At 70.1% G+C, this 19,931-nt stretch carries 12 protein-coding genes; 6 read left to right on the forward strand and 6 right to left on the reverse strand.

The annotated features are described in order from the left end of the window. Positions 1–458: 458 nt before the first annotated feature. Genes BIV24_RS04090 through BIV24_RS04105 form a run of 4 tightly spaced genes read left to right on the forward strand, consistent with a single transcriptional unit; the run spans position 459 to position 8,818 of the window. Positions 459–1,982 carry a TIGR02677 family protein gene (locus BIV24_RS04090; RefSeq protein WP_245766663.1) on the forward strand — a complete coding sequence of 508 codons (1,524 nt, stop codon included), beginning with the start codon at positions 459–461 and terminating at the stop codon, positions 1,980–1,982. Continuing rightward, positions 1,979–3,448 (forward strand): TIGR02678 family protein, encoded by a 1,470-nt coding sequence (locus BIV24_RS04095; RefSeq protein WP_071364741.1) that lies wholly within the window; start codon positions 1,979–1,981, stop codon positions 3,446–3,448. Before BIV24_RS04090 ends, BIV24_RS04095 begins: the two co-directional genes overlap by 4 nt. Further along, on the forward strand, positions 3,445–7,587 hold the full coding sequence (locus BIV24_RS04100; RefSeq protein ID WP_245766664.1) for a TIGR02680 family protein: 4,143 nt from the start codon (positions 3,445–3,447) through the stop codon (positions 7,585–7,587). The genes BIV24_RS04095 and BIV24_RS04100 overlap by 4 nt, the downstream gene beginning before the upstream one ends. Further along, complete coding sequence (locus BIV24_RS04105; RefSeq protein WP_071364742.1) at positions 7,577–8,818, forward strand: TIGR02679 family protein; 1,242 nt, start codon at positions 7,577–7,579, stop codon at positions 8,816–8,818. Before BIV24_RS04100 ends, BIV24_RS04105 begins: the two co-directional genes overlap by 11 nt. A 525-nt stretch (positions 8,819–9,343) precedes the next feature. On the opposite strand, the gene BIV24_RS04110 is transcribed toward BIV24_RS04105, so the two are convergent. Continuing rightward, positions 9,344–10,639: a COG4705 family protein gene (locus tag BIV24_RS04110; RefSeq protein ID WP_071364743.1), complete on the reverse strand. Its 1,296-nt coding sequence runs from the start codon at positions 10,637–10,639 to the stop codon at positions 9,344–9,346. Positions 10,640–11,769: 1,130 nt separating this feature from the next. Next, a complete protein-coding gene (locus BIV24_RS04115; RefSeq protein ID WP_071364827.1) occupies positions 11,770–12,606 on the reverse strand; it encodes a COG4705 family protein in 837 nt (278 codons plus the stop codon). Positions 12,607–12,774: 168 nt separating this feature from the next. Between BIV24_RS04115 and BIV24_RS04120 the strand changes: the two genes are divergently transcribed. Continuing rightward, positions 12,775–13,398, forward strand: a complete 624-nt coding sequence (locus BIV24_RS04120) for a bile acid:sodium symporter family protein (protein ID WP_079167989.1) — start codon at positions 12,775–12,777, stop codon at positions 13,396–13,398. Between the two features lie 10 nt (positions 13,399–13,408). After that, positions 13,409–14,638, forward strand: coding sequence for an HNH endonuclease (locus BIV24_RS35020; RefSeq protein ID WP_245766665.1), 1,230 nt, complete (start codon positions 13,409–13,411; stop codon positions 14,636–14,638). A 149-nt stretch (positions 14,639–14,787) separates the two neighbouring features. On the opposite strand, the gene BIV24_RS04130 is transcribed toward BIV24_RS35020, so the two are convergent. The 4 genes from BIV24_RS04130 to BIV24_RS04145 are packed head-to-tail and all read right to left on the reverse strand — an operon-like array spanning position 14,788 to position 19,770. Next, entirely contained in the window at positions 14,788–16,068 is a 1,281-nt protein-coding gene (locus BIV24_RS04130) for a hypothetical protein (protein ID WP_071364744.1), read from the reverse strand. Then, positions 16,065–16,331 carry a hypothetical protein gene (locus BIV24_RS04135; protein ID WP_071364745.1) on the reverse strand — a complete coding sequence of 89 codons (267 nt, stop codon included), beginning with the start codon at positions 16,329–16,331 and terminating at the stop codon, positions 16,065–16,067. The genes BIV24_RS04130 and BIV24_RS04135 overlap by 4 nt, the downstream gene beginning before the upstream one ends. Further along, positions 16,328–18,997 carry an SUMF1/EgtB/PvdO family nonheme iron enzyme gene (locus BIV24_RS04140; protein ID WP_071364746.1) on the reverse strand — a complete coding sequence of 890 codons (2,670 nt, stop codon included), beginning with the start codon at positions 18,995–18,997 and terminating at the stop codon, positions 16,328–16,330. Before BIV24_RS04140 ends, BIV24_RS04135 begins: the two co-directional genes overlap by 4 nt. Further along, positions 18,994–19,770: a class I SAM-dependent methyltransferase gene (locus BIV24_RS04145; protein WP_071364747.1), complete on the reverse strand. Its 777-nt coding sequence runs from the start codon at positions 19,768–19,770 to the stop codon at positions 18,994–18,996. The genes BIV24_RS04140 and BIV24_RS04145 overlap by 4 nt, the downstream gene beginning before the upstream one ends. Positions 19,771–19,931: the final 161 nt, after the last annotated feature.

The following is a 19,931-nucleotide window of genomic DNA, read 5'->3' on the forward strand; positions in this document are numbered from 1 at the left end:
TGATCGGCGCCCGAAGACCGTGGTGGGGGCTGTGGTACCGCGCAGGTGGTGCAGAAGTTCGGTGCGCAACCCGGTGTCCGGGCCGAGGGCGAGCCGAAGCAGCAGAGCGTCACTTTCCTTCTGGGGTAGGGCGGCGATCAGCGGGGCGAGTTCCTTCTTCGTGGGTTTGGCCGGCTCCTTGGGGCGGTGGGACTGGCGTGGGCCGCTACTGCCGGCAGGCCCCTGCACGGTGGTCAGATACAGCCCGCCCACCGCTTCTGTGAGCGCCTCCAGCTTCCGGTGCCACGACCTGTCCGCTGCGAAGGTGGAGATCCGGCAGGGGGGAATGGGCAGTACGGGGTGGCGCACGGTAGCACAGGAAGCACAGCGCGAGGAGCGCGTTGATGGAGCCGGTGGCCTGTACGGCAGACTGGGTGTCGCTCATGCCGTCCCTGACCGAACGAGAGAGTCTCGCACCTGTGACCGACGAGTCCGCGGCCTCGGAATCCGCCGACGAGGACGCCTTCGGTATCGACGCGTTCACCCTGGACGACCGGCTGCGGCTGTTCCATTTCGCCGCAGCCGAGAAGCGCCACGAATATCTGTGGCTGTTGCGTGCTTTCGACCGGGGGCGGGCCAACTACCAGGTGCTGCTGCACGCCTCGGACGTGGCGGGGATCCTGAAGCGGCTCGCCGCCGACCATCCTGGCGTGGCGGCCGTCGGGGACGTGCAGCCGCTGCTCGACGCGCTCGCCGACTGGCAGGTCCTCGACCGGTCGTACGACGGGACGCGCGCCGCGAACCTCGCCGAGTACCGCAACCGCCACTACGTCTACCAATTCACCCAGGCGGGCTACCGGGCGTACCGGGCCGTCGAAGACGTACTCGGCGCGCGGCTGGAGGACGCCCAGCTCTCCCGGCTCGTCTTCCCCGACATCCTCACCGACCTTCACGCGCTGGCCGACGCCAACGCCGCCGGCGACGCCGAGGAGGTGTACCGCAAGCTCAGCCGCCTGGACTCCGTGCTGGGCGAGATGGCGCAGCGCGCCGCCCGGTTCTACCTGATGCTCGGCGACCTGGCACGGACCAACGACACCCGGCCCGAGGTGTTCCTCGCCCACAAGGACGCCCTGCTCACGCACATGCGGGAGTTCACCGCCGAACTCGGCCGCTACGCCCCGCTGCTCGCCGAGGCCGTCGAGAAGAACGTCGCCATCGGCGTCGACCGGATGATCGAGCACGCTGCCGAGGCCGACGAACGGCTCTTCCGCAGCCCCGCCGAACGCCTCGAGGACTGGCGGCAGCGGTGGCAGGGCATCGTCCACTGGTTCGCGGAGCGCGAGCACAGCGAGGCCGAGCGGCTGCAGGACGCCACCGTCACCGCCATCCGCTCCGTCCTCGACCTACTGCGCCGGGTCACCGAGGCCCGCCGCGGCGGGGTGAGCCGGGAGAGCCAACTGCGGCACCTCGCCCAGTGGTTCACCTCCTGCGAGAGCGACGAGGACGCGCACGCCCTCTTCCAGGCCGCCTTCGGGCTCGGCGCGCCCCGCCACATCGCCGTCCCGTACGCCGACCCCGAGCTGATCCCGGGACGTACGTCCTGGTGGGAGGCCGAACCGGTCGAGCTGGCGCGCACCCTGGTCCAGTCCGGCCGCAGCCCCGGCCTGCACGGCCCCGGCCGTATCGAACGCAACGAAGCCCAGCGGGAACGGCTGCGCGCCGAGCAGCTGAAGCAGCAGGCGGAGCGCCGCACGGCCGCCGCCTCGCTCGCTGCGGACGGAGCGCACGGCAGGGTGCTGGACGAGGCCGAGACGCGGGTCCTGCTGGCGCTGATGGACGTGGCGCTCGCCGCTCGCGTCCCGGCCAGCCGCGGCGTCCGCGCCGCCTCCGGCTCCGCCCACGGCGTACGCCTCACCCTCACCCCCGTCGAGGGTTCCACCACCGTGCACACCGTCCGCGGCAACCTGCACCTGGACGGGTTGCGACTGGAGGTCACGGCATGAGTGCAGCGCGAAGCACCTCCGCCCCGGGCGGCGGTGGGCGACGGGCGGGGGAGCGTGTTGCCGAGCACGTTTCACCTCTCGAACTCGCCGACTACCAGAAGGCCGTACGGCTGGTCCTGCGGCATCCGCTGATCACATCCTCGTACCCGGACCGGACGGCCCTGCCGACCGTGCGCCGCTGGGCCGAGCAGCTGCGCACCGATCTCATGGAGGTCCTCGGCTACCGGCTCGTCACCACGGCCGACACCGCCCGGCTGCTGCGCGTGCAGGACCACCTGGACGCGACGCGGCCCGCCGTCACCCGCGCCGGCCGCCCCTTCGACCGGCGCCGCTACGCCTTCCTCGTCCTCACCCTCGCCGCCCTCGGCCGCCACGGTGCGCAGGTCGCCCTCGGTGAACTCGCCGACGCGGTCGCCGCCGACGCCGCGCGCATCGACGGCCTCGGCCTGGACACCACGCGCAAGACCGACCGGGACGCCTTCGTCGACGCCGTCACCTGGCTCACCGAGCGCGGCGCCCTCGCCCTCACCGACGGCTCCGCCACCGCCTGGGCCGGCGACCCCGAGCGTGCGGAGGCCCTGTACGACATCGACCGCGAGATCCTCACCGCCGTCCACCAGCCCACCCGAGTCCTGCAACACCTCACCTCGGTGACCGCGCTTCTCGATTCCGGCAGCGCGCTCGGCCTGGCCACGGGCCGAAACGCGCAGCGCCGCGATCAAGCCCGCCGTGCTCGCCGTCTCGTCCTGGAGAACCCGGTCGCGTACTACGCCGACGCCGAGGCAGAGTTGCTCGGCCAGCTGCGTGCTCCTTCGCTCGCCGAGGATCTGGAGCGTCTGACCGGCCTTGCCGTGGAGCGCCGTGCCGAGGGCGTCGCGCTTGTCGACACCTCCGGCAAACTGTCCGACATCCGTTTCCCCGGTGGCGGCACGGTCGCCCAGGCCGCGCTGCTCCTCGGCGCCCGCATCAGCGAGGCCGCCCGGCGCACGGGGCGGCACGCCCCCGACCTGCTGCCCGCCCCGACGGCCGCCGAACGCCTCGCCACCCGGGCCCGCCGCATCGACGCGGCCCTTCCGGCACGCGGACTGCTCTCGGAGCTCTCCGCCCCCGAGGAGGAGACGCTGTACGAGGCCGCCGACGAGGAGGACGACGAGGCGGAGGAGACCCGCTACCCCTTCGTCACCGACTCCTGGCTGCGCGGCAGGCTGAAGGAGATCATCGGCGAGTACGGCAAGGGTTTTGCCGCCGACCTGCGCGAGGACCCGGACCGGCTGCTCGCCCAGGTCCTGGACCTGCTGGCCGCCCTGTCGCTGGTCGCCCGCGTCGACGGCGGAGTGCTCGTGCTTCCGCTCCTTGCCCGCTACCGCGGGGTAAGCGTCCGCGTGAAGTCCCGTGTGCCCGCCCCGCGGCCCGCCGCCCAGACCGCCCTGTCCGCCGACGACACCGTGAAGGAACCGACGCCGTGAGCACCCCGGCTCCCGCCCTGGCCAGCACCCTCGCTCCCACCCCGGCCAGCACCCTCGCTCCCACCCCGGCCACCCGTTACATCCCCACGCGCGCCGGGATCGTCAACCTCTGGGACTACCGGGACGAGGAGTTCTCCTTCGCCGGCGGCTGGCTGGTGCTGCGCGGGCCCAACGGCTCCGGCAAGACCAAGGCCCTCGAAGTGCTCTTCCCGTTCGTCCTCGACGGCCGTATCGATCCCAAGCGGCTCAACCCGTTCGCGGCCGAGGACCGCACGATGAAGTCCAACCTGCTCTTCCGCGGGCAGGACAGCGCACTCGGCTACGTCTGGATCGAGTTCACCCACCGCACCAGTGGCGAGGCCGTCACCTGCGGCATCGGCCTGCACGCCCAGCGCCACCGGGACACTCCCGCCCGCTGGCACTTCGTCACCGACGGCCGCGTCGGCGAGGACTTCTCCCTCCTCACCGACGACGACCGGCCGATGACGAAGAAGCAACTCGCCGCCGAGCTCGGCCACGAGCTGATCGCCTCCCCGACCGACTACCGCGCCGCCGTCGACCAGCGGCTGTTCGGCCTCGGCCGGGAGCGGTACGAGCAACTGCTCACCCTCATCCTCACGCTGCGCCGCCCGCAGCTCGCCAAGAACCTAGACCCGGCCAAGCTCTCCGACACTCTCACCGAGGGCCTGCGCCCGCTGGACGACGACCTCATCGCCGAAGCCGCCCGCTCCTTCGACGACATGGAGTCCGTGCAGCGCACCCTGGAGGGACTGGCCGCCGCCGACGATGCCACCCGGGCCTTCCTCGCCGGCTATTCCACCTACCTGCGGGTCCACGCCCGCGTGGCCGCCGACCGACTCACCGCCCGCCGCACCGAGACCGCTGCCCGCACCGTCGCCCTGGACAACGCCGTGGCGGAGCTGGCGGCGGCCCGCGAGCAGCAGGCCGCCGCCGAGACCGGCGCCGAGACCACCGACGCCGCGCTCACCGCCCTGCGCGCCCGCCTCGACCAGCTGCGCTCCTCCGCCGCGTACCAGGCCATCGAGCAGCTCGCCGACCTGGAACGTCTGGTGCGTACCTGCGAGCACACCGCCCGGCAGGCCACCGCCGAACGCGAACGCCGTACCGCCGCCACCGGCCGCGCCCACGCCGAAGCCGAACACGCGGCCCAGCTTGCCGCCGAGCTCGAGGGCGCCGCCTCCCGTGATGCCGCCGCCGTCGCCGACCACGCCCGCACTGCGGGCATGGCCTGGTCCCCGGCCGACGCCGAGCCCGCCCGGCTCGCCGAGCGGTCCGCCGCGCTCGCCACCGCTCGCCACGACGGCGTGCGGGCCCTGCGCGCCGCCCAGCAGGACTGCCGCAGCGCCGAGCAGACCCGCGACCTCGCCCGCAGCGCCCTCGACCGCGCCCGGGACGCGGTCAGTGGCGCCGAAACCGCCGGAACCGAAGCCGAGCGGGCGGTCGAGGCCGCCCGCGCCACGGCGCGGGAGGCGCTCGCCCAGTGGACGCGGGCCCATGGCCCGCTCCTCCCCGAGGGCGCCGCCGACCGCCTCGCCGAAGCCCTCGACCTCACCGGCGAGAACGTCACCGGCGAAGGGGAGGCGGCCACCCTCGCCGACACCTACGCCGAGGCCGCCGCCCCCGCCGTGCAGGAGCTGCGCGACGCCCTGGCCGCCCTGCGCGGTCGGCGCACCGACCTCGAACGCCGCCGGGCCGAAACCAAGGCCGAGCGCGACCGCATCGCCGCCGAGCACGACGACGCTCCTCCCGCCGCCCGCGGCCGCACCGCCGACCGGGCCCAGGAGGTCGGCCTGCCGTTGTGGCAACTCGTCGACTTCGCCGAGCATCTGACGGAGGAGCAACAGGCTGGTCTGGAAGCAGCCCTGGAGGCCTCCGGCCTCCTCGACGCCCTCGTCACCGCCGAGGACACGCCCGTGCCGGCCGGGCACAGCGACGGCTACCTGCACGCCCGCACACCCGTCGACGGACCCAGCCTGGCCGACCTGCTGCGCCCGGAGGACGGCACGCCGATCCCCTCCGCGCGCACCACCGCCGTCCTGCGCTCCGTGGCCGTCACCCCCGGCGCCGGCTCCGGCACCGCGCAGATCACCCCGGACGGCCGGTACGTCGCCGGCGTCCTCGTCGGCGCGCACATCAAGGAGCACGCCGAGTACGTCGGCGCCACCGCCCGCGAGCGCCGCCGCGCCGCCCGCATCGCGGCCTGTGAGGCCCTGCTCGCCGAACTCGCCGCCGAACTCGATGAGCTGGCACGCTCCCAGGCTCGTACCGATGCACGGCTGGAGGCGTATGCCGCCGCCCGTGCCGCCCTGCCCCGCACCACCGGCATCACCACCGCGCTGCGCGAACTCGACAAGGCCGCGGCGCGGCTGCGTGCCACCCGCGAGGCCGCCGACGCCGCCCAGGCCTCGTACGACGAGGCCGTGGCAGCCTCTTCAGTCGCCGAGCGAGCCCTGCGCCGCACCGCCGCCGAGCACGGCATCGCCCCTGATCGTGTCGACGCCGTCGAGACCGCCACCCGCGCCTTCGAGACGGCGGTACGCGAACTCGCCGCCCGCCGCCGCGAACACGCTCGGCAGGCGCAGGCCGCCGAAGCCGCCGCCGACCGGCTGAGCGCGGCAGCCGAGGACGAGGAAGCCGCCCTCGACGCCGAGCGCGCCGCGCGCCGCCGCCACGCCGAGGAGGCGGCGGGGCTCGACGCCCTCCAGGAGGCCGTCGGCGCGGAGGCGCAGGAGGTGATGCGCCAGGTGCATCAGGCCGAAGACGCCCTCGACGGGGCGGTCCGGGAGGCCGAGACGGCCACCGCCGCCCTGCATTCCGCCATCGCCGCCACCGCCTCCGCTGAGGCCCGGCGTACCGCGGCGGCCGAGACCCGCTCCGTCGCCGCCGCCGAGGAGAAGGAAACCGCTCGGGGCCTCGCCCCGTACGCGGCTCGTGAACTGCTCGACATCCTGCGCTGCCCGCCCGGCCTCAACTGGCCCGCCCAGGAGGCCGACTGGGCGGGCCAGGAGCTGCCCGCCGCAGCGGTAGCGGTCCACGAGGCGATCCAGGCCGCCACCCGTGACCTCGCCCCCACCGAGAACAGCGTCAAGCAGTCCGTCACCCGCCTGACCAAGGCCCTGGACGACCTGCAGGCCCAGCTCGCCGCCGCCGGACAGGACTACCGGCCCGAATGGGACGGCTCCGACGGCATCATCGTCGTCCGCGTCGCCGACGAGGAAGGCCCGCTGCCCGTCGCCTCCTTCGCCCAGAAGATCGCCGAGCACCGCCGCGACCAGGCCGAGCTGCTCAGCGATTCCGAGCAGCGCATCCTCGAGGACGCCCTGCTCACCCGGCTCGCCCAGCAGATCCACGATCGCACGGTCGACGCCCGCGACCTCATCCGGCGCATGAACACCGACATGCGCCAACGCAGGATGTCCTCAGGTACGACGGTCGGTGTGAGCTGGTTGCTCGCCGACGGCCTCGACGACGAGCAGCGCGCCGTCTGCACCCTCCTCGACGCGGACGCCGCGCGGCTCGGCCCCGACGGGCTCGCCCGGATCCGCGCCCACTTCGCCGCGCAGATCAAGAACGCCCGCGCCCACCAGCGCGACCTGCCCTACCGCGAACTGCTGGCCCAGGTGCTGGACTACCGCCGCTGGCGGCAGTTCGCCTTCCAGCTCGTACGCCCCGACAGAAGCGAGGAGCGGCTCACCCGCGCCCGGCACAGCCGCCTCTCCGGCGGCGAGCAGTCCGTCTCGCTGCACCTGCCGCTGTTCGCCGCCGCGCACGCCATGCTCAACTCCGCGCACCCGGGCGCCCCGCGGCTGCTCGCCCTGGACGAGGCGTTCGCGGGCGTCGACGACACCGGCCGCGGCGAACTGATGTCGTTGGCCGCGCAGTTCGACCTCGACCTGTTCATGACCGGCTACGACCTGTGGGCCGCACACGCCTCCGTTCCCGCCGCCGCCCACTACGACCTCGCGCACTCGGCGATCGACCACACCGTCTCCGCGCTGCTGCTCCTCTGGGACGGCGAGAAGCTGCTCGCCGACGACATCGACGACCTCACCGCCGCCCTCGGCTCACCCGGCACCCGCCGCGTACCCGGGCCGAAGGAGGCCGCCGTTGCCGACTGAGCAGCACGGCTACGAGGACCTGCGCGGTGAGGGCTGGACCCGGCTCCTGGCCACCGCCCGCCGCAAGCTGGAACGCACCTCAGGCGCGCTCGACGGCGAGATCGGCCTCTCCACCCCCAGCGAGGCCGAGCGCCGTACCGTCATCGGCGTCACCGGCCGCTACCGTCCCGAGACCGCCAAGCGCCTCGCCGTCCCTCTCACCGCCCTCGACACCTACCTGTACGACCGCTACGGCACCGGCCTGCTCCAGACCCTCGGCCACCTGAACGGCCCCCTGCGCGACCGGCCCGCGGAACGCGCCGACGAGGACACCCGCCGCGGACAGGTCCTGGCCTGCGCCCGCTCCAGCCGCCTCGCCGCCGAGAGCTGGTTCGCGGCCTGGTTGGACCGCCTCGCCGCCGACGGCACCCTGACCCGCCTGCTGCGACGCGGGGACGCACCCCTGATCGACGCGGCGGTGCGCGTCCTGGAAAAACTCCCCGAGGACCCCTCCCGCATCCTGCCGCTTCCGGTCCTCGCCGAATGGGCCACCGGCGATACCAAAGCCCTCGTCCCCGGCACCCCGCTCGAACAGCTCGTCCTGCGCGCCCTCGCCCAGCGCACAGGCGACGACGTCCCGCGCGAGAGGGCCGGACGCCGTGCCCTGTGGGAGAGCGCGGGCGCCATCGCCGACGACCTCGCCAGCCAGGTCCTCGTCCTGGGCATCCGCCCCGAGGGCGACACGGTGGTCTGCGACTGGCTGCGCGACGCCGCCGACTTCGGCATCCCGTTCCGGCTCACCCTCCACCAGCTCGCATCCGACCCCATCGTCCCCGCCGCCGGTGACATCTTCGTGTGCGAGAACCCGGCCGTCCTGCGCGCGGCCGCCGCCGAACTCGAAGCCGGGAGCGCGGCCCTGGTGTGCACCGAGGGCGTACCGTCCGCCGCCTGTCACCAACTGCTCGCCGACGCAGTACGCGCCGGAGCCCGGCTGTACTGGCGGGCCGACTTCGACTGGGTGGGCCTGCGCATCACCGCGACCGCCGTGGAACGCCACGGGGCCCGCCCCTGGCGCATGACCACCGCCGACTACCGGGAAGCCCTCGCCCAGGGCCAGTCCACACCTCTCGGCGGCCCGCCCGCGGCCAGCCCCTGGGACCCCCGACTGGCGCGGGCCATGAGGGAGTCGGGTCAAGCCGTCATGGAGGAGCGCCTGCTGCCCGCGCTCCTGGCCGACCTCACCCGCACCTGACACCGATGACCGCCAGACCGGCTCGGATGATCAGGGGGCTGGCGGGGCGCTCGGAGCATGGGGACGGGCGGAACCGCTGGTCGGCGGCGGGCAGCTGGTCATTCAAACGGTGGTGCAGCTGAACCGGTAGGCACGCAGCGGCGGGAGCACGTCCTGGAAGAGCTCGGCAGGTCAGGTGACGTGCGAGGTTGAATCAAACTGAGGCGGTGGGGAGGGGCTGTTCGGTCCAGATGGACTTGCTCCATCTGCATCCTGCTCTCCGCCGTCCCGGCCGACGGTGTCATGACAGATGCGGCGAGGTGGCGCCTTGTACGCGGCGTTGAATGCCTCCTGGCCCGTCGTGTCCGGGATCAGGTCGGCGGGGCAGGGTCTGGCAGGGGTTGCATGAGACGCATCGTTCCAGGGCGGGCGGGCCGCAGTGACGCCGACACGGAGGGCGTTGGGCCTTGGTGCACCGGTACAGCGCAGTTGGTGACCGGTCCTGTGCAGGCCCATCGAACCGGCCACCAACGCAGTCCGCCCTGCTCAGAAGCGGTGGCTCTGAAGGTCGCCCAGCAGGGTGTTGAGTTGCTTCTCCTGCTCGGCGGCTGGAGCGGGCTGGATGTTGCCGTGGTCGATGGCGTACGTCTTGAGGACCTCATCCATCTGGTGGTCGAGCAGGGTCCAGGTCGTGTTGTTGACCGCCTGCAACGAGGTGGCGTCGGCGTCCCAGTCGTCGCGCATCTTCTGCACGGTGGCATGGGAGGCCGCGACCGTCCCGGCCCGGTCCTGAGCGATTGCCGTCTGGGCAAGCTTCTCGTACTTCGCCACTGCCTCGGTCGTCTGCTTGCCGGTCAGAGCCGTCTTCGGGCAAGCCGGCATCGTCTCGCTCTGACCGGTCGGGTCGCAGGTGACGTGGGGCTGGTTGTGGGCCCAGATCATCAGCGCGACGGTGCCGGCAGCGATTACTGCGAAGCCTCCGAGCGCGATGCGTTCCTTGCGCGCGTTGGTGACCGACGGCTCGTGCGTCGTCACGGAGGTCTCGCCGACGTCCCTGCGGCTGATCGTCAGGTAGATGACCGTGGCCAGGATGGCGCCGAGGAAGATCAGGCTGGTGGCGAAGGTGCCCAGGCCGAGTCCAACCGGGTCGCCGGGGTTGGCCGCGGCCTTCGGGGAGGCGAGCCAGTCACCGATGTTGGCACCGAGAGGGCGGGTGAGGATGTAGGCGAGCCAGAACGAAAGAACCGGGTTGGCGCCGAACTTCCACAGCGCGGTGATCGACGCGATGAGGCCCAGCGGCAGGAGCACCGACTGCGCGGGCGTCCAGTTGGTCAGCTCCAGCGTCCAGTCACCGAGGGCGGTGCCCAGCGCGAACGTCACCAGGACGGTCAGCCAGTAGAACGCCTCACGCGGGAAGGTCGTGATGCTGTGGATCGACAGGGTCCGCTCGCGCAGCCACCAGACCCCGAAGACGAGGGCCAGCAGGACCGAGAACACCGTCGAGCTGAGCCATAGCGGGACGTGTTGCTTATCGGTGAGCATGTCGGTGTACAGCGTGCCGGTGACACTGACCACCACCACGGTGAGCCAGTACGCGAACGGGATGTAGCGCTTCGTGCGGAACTGGACCATCAGCACGATCGCGAATACCGCGGTGAACAACAGCATGGTGTTGGTCAGGCCGAAGCCCAGCGTCTCGTTGATGTAGTCGGCGAAACTCTCGCCGACGGTCGTGCAGAGGATCTTGATGATCCAGAACCAGACCGTGACCTCGGGCACCTTGTTCAACAGGCGGCTGCCCGCGGCATGACGAGCAGTCGCGGTAGTCGTCGAAGTTGTCATGCAATCCTCACATGGACGGGTGGCAGCACAGAGGGGGCGCCCCTCACGTCTGCGGAACGGTAACTGTCTACATGTGTGTAGACAAGCGCGGCCTCGGACCTGGCGGGCGCTGGGATGACTCCCATTGCTCGCCAAGTCCACTCGGGACGCGCCGCCGGAGGCGTAGTCCGTGACGCGTTCTTTCCTCGGCCTGCGCGAGGACTTTCTGTATGCCTGTTATGACCCGGGAGTGATACACCTTGTTATGCGGGATCTTGAGATATTCCTGTGTGATGCAGAACACGCCTTTACTGCCTGCGCCGCCTGACGGGAAGGCGCCGGAAAGGCGCCGATGTCCCTCATGGGAGCCGCCGAGATCAGACAGACTCTCGGTGCCGAAGTCATCAGCAGGCGAGCATGAGCCGCCTTCGGAAGCCTTCGGCTTCTCAGGTCAGACCGCGCCCCTGCTGGTCGGCCGGAAGGTCTCAACCTCCTAGCCGGGCCAAAGGGATTCGTGGAGTTAATTCGAGCTCTGGGCGGCGGCGTTGGCCAGAATTCTGGGAACTTCGTCCCGGAATTCAACCTGAGGAGCGCAGGAATCCGCATCGCCCAATCCCCCGTACGTCCTCCCCGCCTGGCTGAACAGAGATCCCCCTGCCCCATCCAGCGCCGGTGAGGTGGTGCGAGCCCGCCTCAGTCGATTGTTCGCCGACTAGCTTCTGGTCTCCTTGCCGGGTGTCCACCTCTGGAACCACCGGACTCTCAGGCGTTTCATGGGTCATACCGCACGACTGTGCCAGCGGGAACCTGAACACATCCTGACTGCGGCCCGTTGATCACTCTCGCAACACGAGCAGCATGGATCCATGCACACACGCGCCTCACGTCACCGGAAGACCTCTTTGACTTGAGCCGCTGTAGGAGCTGCAGACCGACCTTGTAGAAGCGGCACTCGTCGCCCAGCGGGTCGACGATGTCGTCAGCGGTTCGGCGGTCGTCGCAATCCAAGGCAACGATGATCCGGCTGTTCGGATTTACGACGCCATTGTGCCTGTCTGCACCGCCTGTTGATCGGTCACAGTGCCAGGCACACGTGCCATGCCGATCTGGCCGGAACGCGTGCGGCCGGACCCACCGAACCGACGTGTGGCTCAGGCCGCGTGTCCCGTCGCCTGCTCCGGTTCGGCGACGTCCCTGCGGGTGACGGAGAGGCGGATGCCCAGCCCGAGGATAATCGCGAGGAACAGGACGCTGGTCACGACGGTGCCCAGGCCGAGGCCGCCATCAGCGGTGGGCTGGGAGAGGTAGTCGCCGATGGACGCGCCGAGCGGACGGGTCAGGATGTAGGCGATCCAGAAGCTCCACACCGCGTCCAGGTCCAGCCCGAAGTGCGCGATGGCCACCGCGGCGATGGCTGCCGCGAACAGGACGGCGGACAGCCAGTAGCCGAGGTCGATGCGCTCGGACACCAGGTCACCGGCCGCGGTGCCGAGGGCGAAGGTGAACATCACCGCCAGCCAGTAGAAGGACTCGCGGCTGGTGGTGTCGATGTGGTGGAGGGACAGGGTCTGCTCGCGCCGGTACCAGACGACGAAGACGACCGCGAGGACGATCGCGAAGATCGTGGTGCTCGTCTCCAGCGGCACGCCCACTGCGGCGGTGAGGTTGTCGCTGATCAGCGTGCCGACGACGCTGATCAGTGCCACCGCCGGCCAGTACACGCCCGGCCGGTAGGCGCTGAAGCGGAACTGGACCACCAGGACGACGGCCAGCAGGGCACTCATCAGCACCGACACACCGGTCAGCCCGAGACCCGCCTTCTCGTTCAGCAGGTCCGCCGCGGTCTCGCCGACAGTCGTGCACAGCACCTTGGTGATCCAGAAGTAGACGGTGACCTCGGGCACCTTGATTCCGCGCGGCCGATGACGCGCACGGGGCGTCTGGCCGTCCTCCGGAACCACCTGGCTCTCCGACGTTTCATAGGTCACGTTGTCCGACCGTGCCACCAGGCACCTGAACGCATCCTGACTGCTGGCGCGCTTCGCTCACCCCGCCCGTTCCGTACGAACACCATGGCGCCATGTGCACGCGCACAGACCGTCTCCGCATAGCGGCCCTCCGTCCCTCCCCTGCCCACGTGACGGAAGAAGGCCGCCTTGAACGCTCCGGCCACCGCCCCCGCGCCCACTGACCGCGCGACCGCCTGGCTGCGGCGCCGGCTGGGTCGGGCCGTGCTGCTGTCCTACGCCTGCGCCCTGTTCGTGCCGGGTCCCGGCCTCTGGCTGCGCCACACGCATGCCCTGCCGCTCGGGCCACTCATCCACCTGCCGGTGTCCGCCACCCTGTGTCTGCTGTCGCTGGTGCTGTTCTCGGCCGGACTCCGGGTCCCTGTCCGTGAGCTGGGCCATGTGCTGCGGCGCCCGAGCGCGCTGCTCGCGGGGCTCGTGCTGCATCTGGCGATCCCGCTGCTGGTCATCCCCCTCGTCGCGTTCCTGCTGCACCGCACGCCTGACACCGACGGCGGCAGCGGCCTGGTCACCGCGATGATCCTCATCGTGACGATGCCCGTCGCGGCCGGCGCCACCGTGTGGACCGGCAAGGGTGACGGCGACCAGCCCACGATGGTGGGCCTGGTGCTCGCTTCCACCCTCCTCAGCGACGGCTACGCCGACTCCCTCACCACGAGCCTCCACACCGCCGGCGCAGGCTTCACCCTCGCCGGCGTCGTGCTGGCGGCGCCCTCGGCCTGGCCCGTGTGGATTGTCGTACTGTCCGACTAGCCTTCGATGCATGGGGCTTGGGGACGTCGAGTACGAAGACATCATCGCGGCGACCGAAGAGTTCCGTCGCCTGGGTCGGGACAACTTCCTTCAGACGTACGGCTTCGGCCGGGCCAGGTCGTACGAGCTGGTCCTGGACGGTTTTCGCTACGACTCGAAGGCCATTGCCGGTGTCGCCCACGGGCACGCCACCGGCGACTTCCTGAGCTCGGGGGATTTCAGCGGCGGCGCGGCCACGGTGGCGCGACGCCTACGCGAGCTCGGCTTCGCGGTGGAGACCGGGGAGAGATCCCAGAACCGTGCGGCCCTGCTGGAGCGCCTCCGGAAACTCAAGGTCTCCCGCGGCCCCGGGAACCCGGCACCCAGCCGTCACCAGCCGTTGAGCCTCCTGTGGGCGATATCCCGCGAAGCTGACGAGCGGCCCCGCATGACCCCGTGGCCACAGTTTCGAGACGAAGTCGGTCCGCTCCTGGTCGAGTTCGGACTTTCCAACGCGAAGGCCACACCGGAGTATCCCTTCTGGCATCTCCGGGGCAGCGGGCTGTGGGAGGTCCAGGGCATACCAACCGAGCTGGCCAAGGAGATGCCGAAGGTGAGCATCCTCGACGCGCACCACCCGCAGGCCGGCTTCAAGGAAGAGGCCGCTGGTCTCCTTCGAGACCCGGTGACCCGCCTCGACGCCATCGCCACGATCTGCGAGACGTATCTCGAGGACGTCGACCGCCAGGCCCTTTTCGAGCGAATAGGCCTGGACGGATACACCACAGCCGGCAGCCTGTTGAGTCCGTCGGAGGATGAGAGCAGCGGTGCCGGCGTGGACGAGTACGGGCGGGCGACCGGCCCCGCACTGCGCCGTGACGCGACCCGCTCCGTCATCGTCCGCGACGAAGCTCTGGCCAGGAAGGTCAAGGAACTCGAGGGCGATCAGTGTCAGATCTGTGGCACGGCGCTCCGCTATCTGAACCGCCCGTACAGCGAGGCGGCTCACATAAGAGGCCTGGGCAGGCCCCACCACGGCCCCGACGAACTGCAGAACCTCCTGTGCCTGTGTGCCAACTGCCATGTCCTCTTCGACGGCTTGGAGATCTACGTTGCCCCTGACGGCCTGGTCAGGGGGACGAGAGGCAGCAGAGAACCCCGCCCGCTCCGTCGCGACCCCAGGCATCCGATGGACGAGGCGCACCTCGGCTATCACCGCAATCTGTGCAACCTCAATGCTCGTAAGCCTGCCGCCGACTGACTTGGTCTTCTGCCTCCACACTCAGTTCTTCCCGCCCGACCGCCCTGAGCTAGGTCGACACAGGGCCTCGCGTTTGGGTCGTGCCGGTAGCGCGGGTCAAGTTCACGCCCTACCGCCAGCCGCGTCCCCAACCTCACAGGGCAATACACCTAGGGCTTGCCCTCCCCGCCCTGGAGCGACGACAGGACCAAGCGCCCGTACCGTGTTGTCAAGGCTGCTGCTGTGGCGGCGACGGACAGTGCAAGTGCTATGAGTAGGTGTGTTGCGGAGTTGTCGCCGAGGACCTGCAGGATGCTGAGAGCGGTGCCGAGGGGGAGGCCGAGAATGGTGAGGACGCCCAGGGCGCCGCTGATCTGCTGGCTCTCCTGTGTCTGTACGAGCCTGCTGTAGTCGGCGGCTTCGGCGAGGATCTCGTTGAAGCGAGCGGGTAGCCGGTGCTGGTTCTGGAAGGCGAGCAGCAGATCGTTCGCTGGGCCGTGGGCGGTGAGGTGTTGTCGCCAGTAGGTGCTGCGAAAGACGGCGATGTTTCTCTCCAGACCGGCGACGCGGTGTGCCAGTCGTGCGGAGTCGAACACCTCAGAGAGTTCGTCGGTGAGTTCGTCGATGTGATCGCGCTGGAGAGCACCGAGGAGCAGGGCGTCGAGATAGACGGTACGGGAGTGCAGTGCCCCGAAGTCGAAGAAGTCACCCGCTCCGGTGTCGGGTCGATGACCGAGGAAGGCAGCTCCCTGCCGTAGCACCAGGGCGCTCCAGTCCGCGGAGATCCGTACGGTGTGCTCGAGTTGGTCCTCGGCGGTCTCCGGTGGGAGAGGGAAGTCCTCCGGTGTGGAACGTGAGGCCAGTTGCCAGAGCCAGCGGTCCGCTGTGACGGGCAGTTCCCCTTCCGGGCCGGAGCGGAGGGCGGGAGCGTGCTGGGCCGTTGGGGTCATGAAGGCGATGGTGTAGGGCCGTGCGGTGGCAAACGGTGTGCCCGGGGTACGGACGTCGGCGATGCCAACAAGGAGTCCGGCCGGGTCGAACGGCCCGGTGAGCGGTTCGTCAGCCGAGGCTGGCCGCCGTCCGGCCAGAGCCCGCAGCACCGGCAGTAGCGGTCGGTCTACGCTGAAGTGCAGGACAACGAGGGCGTGTTCGGGGTTCCGAGCAGTGGCCGCGCGCAGGAGTTCTATGCCGAGCAGGTGCATTCCGTCGTGTTTGACGTCCAGCGGCCGGTGCCACCGGCGGGGCCGTCCGGGCGCCCCGTACAGGGCGCGTGCGGAGGCGGGGGCGAAGTAGGTGGACCGGGTCTGGGCGTCGGTGCGGCGGCTGCCCAGCTCGAACGGGAAGGGTCCTTCGGCCCAGTCGGGGACGCGTAGCAGTTGCACGGGGAGGACGACGGTCAGCTCCTGGCGCGCCCCTTTGGTTTCGTCGAGCAGCGGAACGTCGGCGGTCATCGGTAGTACTCTGCCGGGTCGGGCTGGTTCAGGCGGATGACGAATTCTGCCCGGTCGGGGCTTTCGGCGCTGATGTGGAAGCGGACGCGTTCGCCGGGGCGGATGGTCCGGAATCCTTCGGTGACGATCTGCCGGTAGTCGAAGCCGTAGTACCGCTCGTCCTCGTCGTCCTGGACGATGTAGGAGCTGAGCACACCGCGCGGTCCTCCACCGCTCGGTCGTGTGTCGACGATGGTTCCGTGGCGGGGCCCGCCACCGCTCATGCTGCCGTCTCCTCTGTTCCGCCGGTGTCGCTGTCGAGGTCCTGCACGCATCGGAAGCCGACCGCGTTGCTTGCACCGTGCTTTCGGTAGACGCTCTTACTGCTGGCCTGGACCGCGCGCATCGGGTTGTCATAGCTGCCGCCGCAGATGACGGCCTCGCCAAGGTCGGCCAGGCTGGTGGAGGTCCATTCCCAGCAGTTGCCCACCATGTCGAGAATGCCGAACGGTGAGCAGTTGCCGGGGCGTTCCGTGACAGGTGTGACCCCTGCCCGGCGTACGTTGTCGCCCGCGAAGTCCCGGTACCACGCCTGGTAGGTCACGAGGGGATGGCCGACCCATGAGTCGGCGCAGTTCACGTGGGTGCCGGCAGGTGTGTCGCCCCACGGGAACAGCCGCCCGTCGACGCCGCGCGCGGCAGCCTCCCATTCAAGCGCGGTCGGGAGCCGCTTGCCTTCGAAGGCAGCGAAGGCGTACGCGCCCCACCAGCTGACGCAGACGGCCGGGTGGGCGTCGTAACGGGGGTTCTCGTAGTAGTCAGGGTGCCGTAGCCGGTCGGTCGGCGGGCGGTGTGTGATGTGGGCGGGCTGGTCCGGACGGTCCCATCGCGAGGTGCCGTCCGCGTTGAGGGCGTCGAGAAATCGGCGGTAGCGAGCGGCGGTCACGGCCTGGCGGTCGAAGCGTACGGGGCGCTCGATGCGGCGGATCAACAGCCGTTCGGCCGGGCCGACAAGGTAGGACCCAGCGGGCAACACGCAGTCCTCGGCCTGCGGTGTGCCGGGCATGCCGGCGAGGAAGGCGCGCACTTGCTCGGTCAGGAAGGCACCGCGCGGAAGGTCCGCTGCCGTGTTCCGGTTCGCGGGCTCGGCGAGATACCGGGCGGCCAGCAATTCCTGGTATGCCGTGTGCACGAAGGCGACATGCTCGTCCCCGGCGGGGCGCAGCAGTGGTGCGAGGACACAGGCGTCGAGATCAAGCCGTCCGTCCGTGAAGGCCTCGGCGCCCAACTGCCGGAACAGGTCAACGAGTGAGAAGACCGTCCGGTCCGTGAGGAAAGCCTGCCCGAACGTGGCGGGCAGGCGGCGCTCCAGATCGGGATGCCCGTGCTCCGCCAGCGTCCGCTCGATGTGTGCGCCGAGGATGTCCGCCAGTGCCTGCCCCGACGGAAGCTCCAGCGCGGCGGTGAGTTGCTTCTCCAGAGGAGTGGCCTCAGGCTCGGCCAGGCGCACGACATGGAAATGCGGGACGCGTGCCGGGTCCAGGCCGTTTGCGTACATCTGCTCGACCAGCTGCTCCGAGCGGCCGGCGCCACTGTCCAGCAGCTGGCGCACCTGGGGTGAGTCCGCCAGGAAGGAGACTCGTGAACTCATGACCACCGCTGATTCCGCGGAAAGGACGGCGGCGAGATCGGTGAAGAGCCGCAGGAAGCCGGCGGGGCTCGATTCCTCGACGCCCTCGTCGACGGCATCGAGTACACACAGCGCGGTCCCGGACCGGATCAGGTAGAGGAAGAGGTCGTAGGCGCGGGAGCGGTCCGACGGCGTCATAGCCGGCGCCAGCAGACGGCCTGCGTACTCGGAGAACCGTTCGTTCTTCGGCTTGAGACCGAGGTCGAAGTAGAAGCGGAAGCGACGGACCTCAGGGTCAGCCGCCAGCGCGCGCAGGAGCGTACTCTTTCCACTTCCGGGACGACCGGTCACCAATACGTTCGCACTGCCGCGCGCAAGCCGCGCGAGTAGCTCCGCCGCGTCCCCGGACTGCACCACCTGCGACTCGCCGGTGCGCGGGTCGGCGGTCAGCGTCGCCGCAGCGACGGTGGCCCGCGAATCGGCATGGTTGATGGCAGAGACGAGAGGGGCGAGGTGGTTGTCGAGATTGACGATGGCGTCGACGAAACCGTCGTAGCGCACGATTCGGAAGTCCAGGCCCAGCATCTGATGGAGCGCGCCGGAGTCCGCACTGCCGTCGCTGTCGTCGTCAAGGACGACGAACCGGGTGAGCTTGGGCAGCCGCGTCCGCAGCAGTTCGCCACCATTGGAGGCAAGAACAGTATTCAGGTCGTCAGCGTCCTGGGAGAGCATCAGCTCCACGTACTCCAGCCGCATCCCGGACTCGCGGCAGAACAGCTGGTACACGGTGTCGGGGCTGAGGACGAACCGCTTGGCCTGTCGGTAGCCGAGGGTGACGTACAGCCCGGCAAGGAACTCACAACGGCGCGCCACCTCGGGGGCCATGTCGGGTTCACCGCCGAGCAGTGCCGCGCTCCCCGTGTCGGTGAACCAGACCAGCACGTCGACGAGCCTGCGGACCGCCAGCAGGCCGTCCTCGTCGCTGATGTCGTACCCGTCGTGCGTGGACCGGTTGCGCAGCCGCCGGATGTCGTCGAGTGCGTCCAGGACCGTACTGCTGCGGATGTAAGGACGACACCGCTTGACCAGGTCGTTCAGTGCCTTCGTCGAAGGGTCGCCCTCGACGCTGTGGTGCCGCCACAGCTCCTTGAGCAGCTTCTCGGTCAGTTTCCCGACCAGGGCGACCGCGTTCTCCGGATAACCGTCGTTGAGGGACCGCAGCGGCCGCTCCAGATCGAGCCCTAATCGATCGGCGATCCGCGAGTGGTCGTCGAGTTCATTCCTCAGGCGCCGTAGCCGTTCGTCGACCACGGTGCTCACGTGCCCTCCACTCGCCGCTGCCCGAGGACGAACGCAAACCGGTCGGGAAACACCAGGACAGGCTCCGGGTGAGCCGCCTGCATCTCTTCGATGCCCTTCTCGATCTCACTGTCACTGAACGTGGACAGCAAGGACATGTAGCGGGCGCGCACCATGCCGAAGTACTTGTCCCGGTCGATGCGCAACTCATGCTCGACGTGGGTGAGACTGGCGTCCAGCCCGGCCGCACTCAAGTGCGCCTGGATATCGGCAGGGTCTGGCTGAAGCTCCTCGAAGCGGTCGAGGGCCGCCTGGAACAGCGGGTACTGGATCGTGGTCGGGAGCATCACCACCAGCAGCCGTCCTCCGGGGGCCAGGCGGTTGGCCAGGCCCCGCAGTGTGCGCGCCTGATCGGCCACATGGTGCACCGACTCCTTGAGCCACATCGCGTCGAGCTGCTCGTACGGCAGACCGGCGTGCCCTTCTGCGATGTCCTCGGCCGAAGCGACGATCGGCGTCAGGCCAGGCGCCGGCGGGGTGCCCAACTGACGGAGCATCGCTTCGGAAGGATCGACGCACAGAATCGAATGGCTTGGCTGGAGCTGACTGGCCACTTCCCTGGCGAACAGACCGGTACCGGAGCCGATGTCGGCGATCCGGTCCGCAGGGCTGAGCCGCAGTGCCTCGGCGATCCGGCCGGCCATCCAGGGAATGTAGTCCGGGCCGTAGACCCAGTGCTCGTCGTACTCGGCTGCCAGTCCCTCGTAGTGCCCCCGCACGTCGCGCCGCTCCACGATCCCCCTCTTGCCGCTCGTGTGTCGCCACCTGTGTCGGCGCCTGTGCCACACAGGACAGGTGCAGGCTATCGCGGGTGACTGCACGGCAACAGGGCGTCACCCGGCCGGGATTGGGCTTGATCGAGGTTGCGCGGCCAGCAGGGGCGTAGAGGCGGAAC

It is taken from the genome of Streptomyces colonosanans (assembly GCF_001866645.1).
Taxonomy (GTDB): domain Bacteria; phylum Actinomycetota; class Actinomycetes; order Streptomycetales; family Streptomycetaceae; genus Streptomyces; species Streptomyces colonosanans.

Coding starts and splice junctions, on each gene's coding strand:
- BIV24_RS04130 (WP_071364744.1), bottom strand. CDS start 16,068: ATGACCGCCGACGTTCCGCTGCTCGACGAAACCAAAGGGGCGCGCCAG.
- BIV24_RS04110 (WP_071364743.1), bottom strand. CDS start 10,639: ATGACAACTTCGACGACTACCGCGACTGCTCGTCATGCCGCGGGCAGC.
- BIV24_RS04135 (WP_071364745.1), bottom strand. CDS start 16,331: ATGAGCGGTGGCGGGCCCCGCCACGGAACCATCGTCGACACACGACCG.
- BIV24_RS04095 (WP_071364741.1), top strand. CDS start 1,979: ATGAGTGCAGCGCGAAGCACCTCCGCCCCGGGCGGCGGTGGGCGACGG.
- BIV24_RS35020 (WP_245766665.1), top strand. CDS start 13,409: ATGGGGCTTGGGGACGTCGAGTACGAAGACATCATCGCGGCGACCGAA.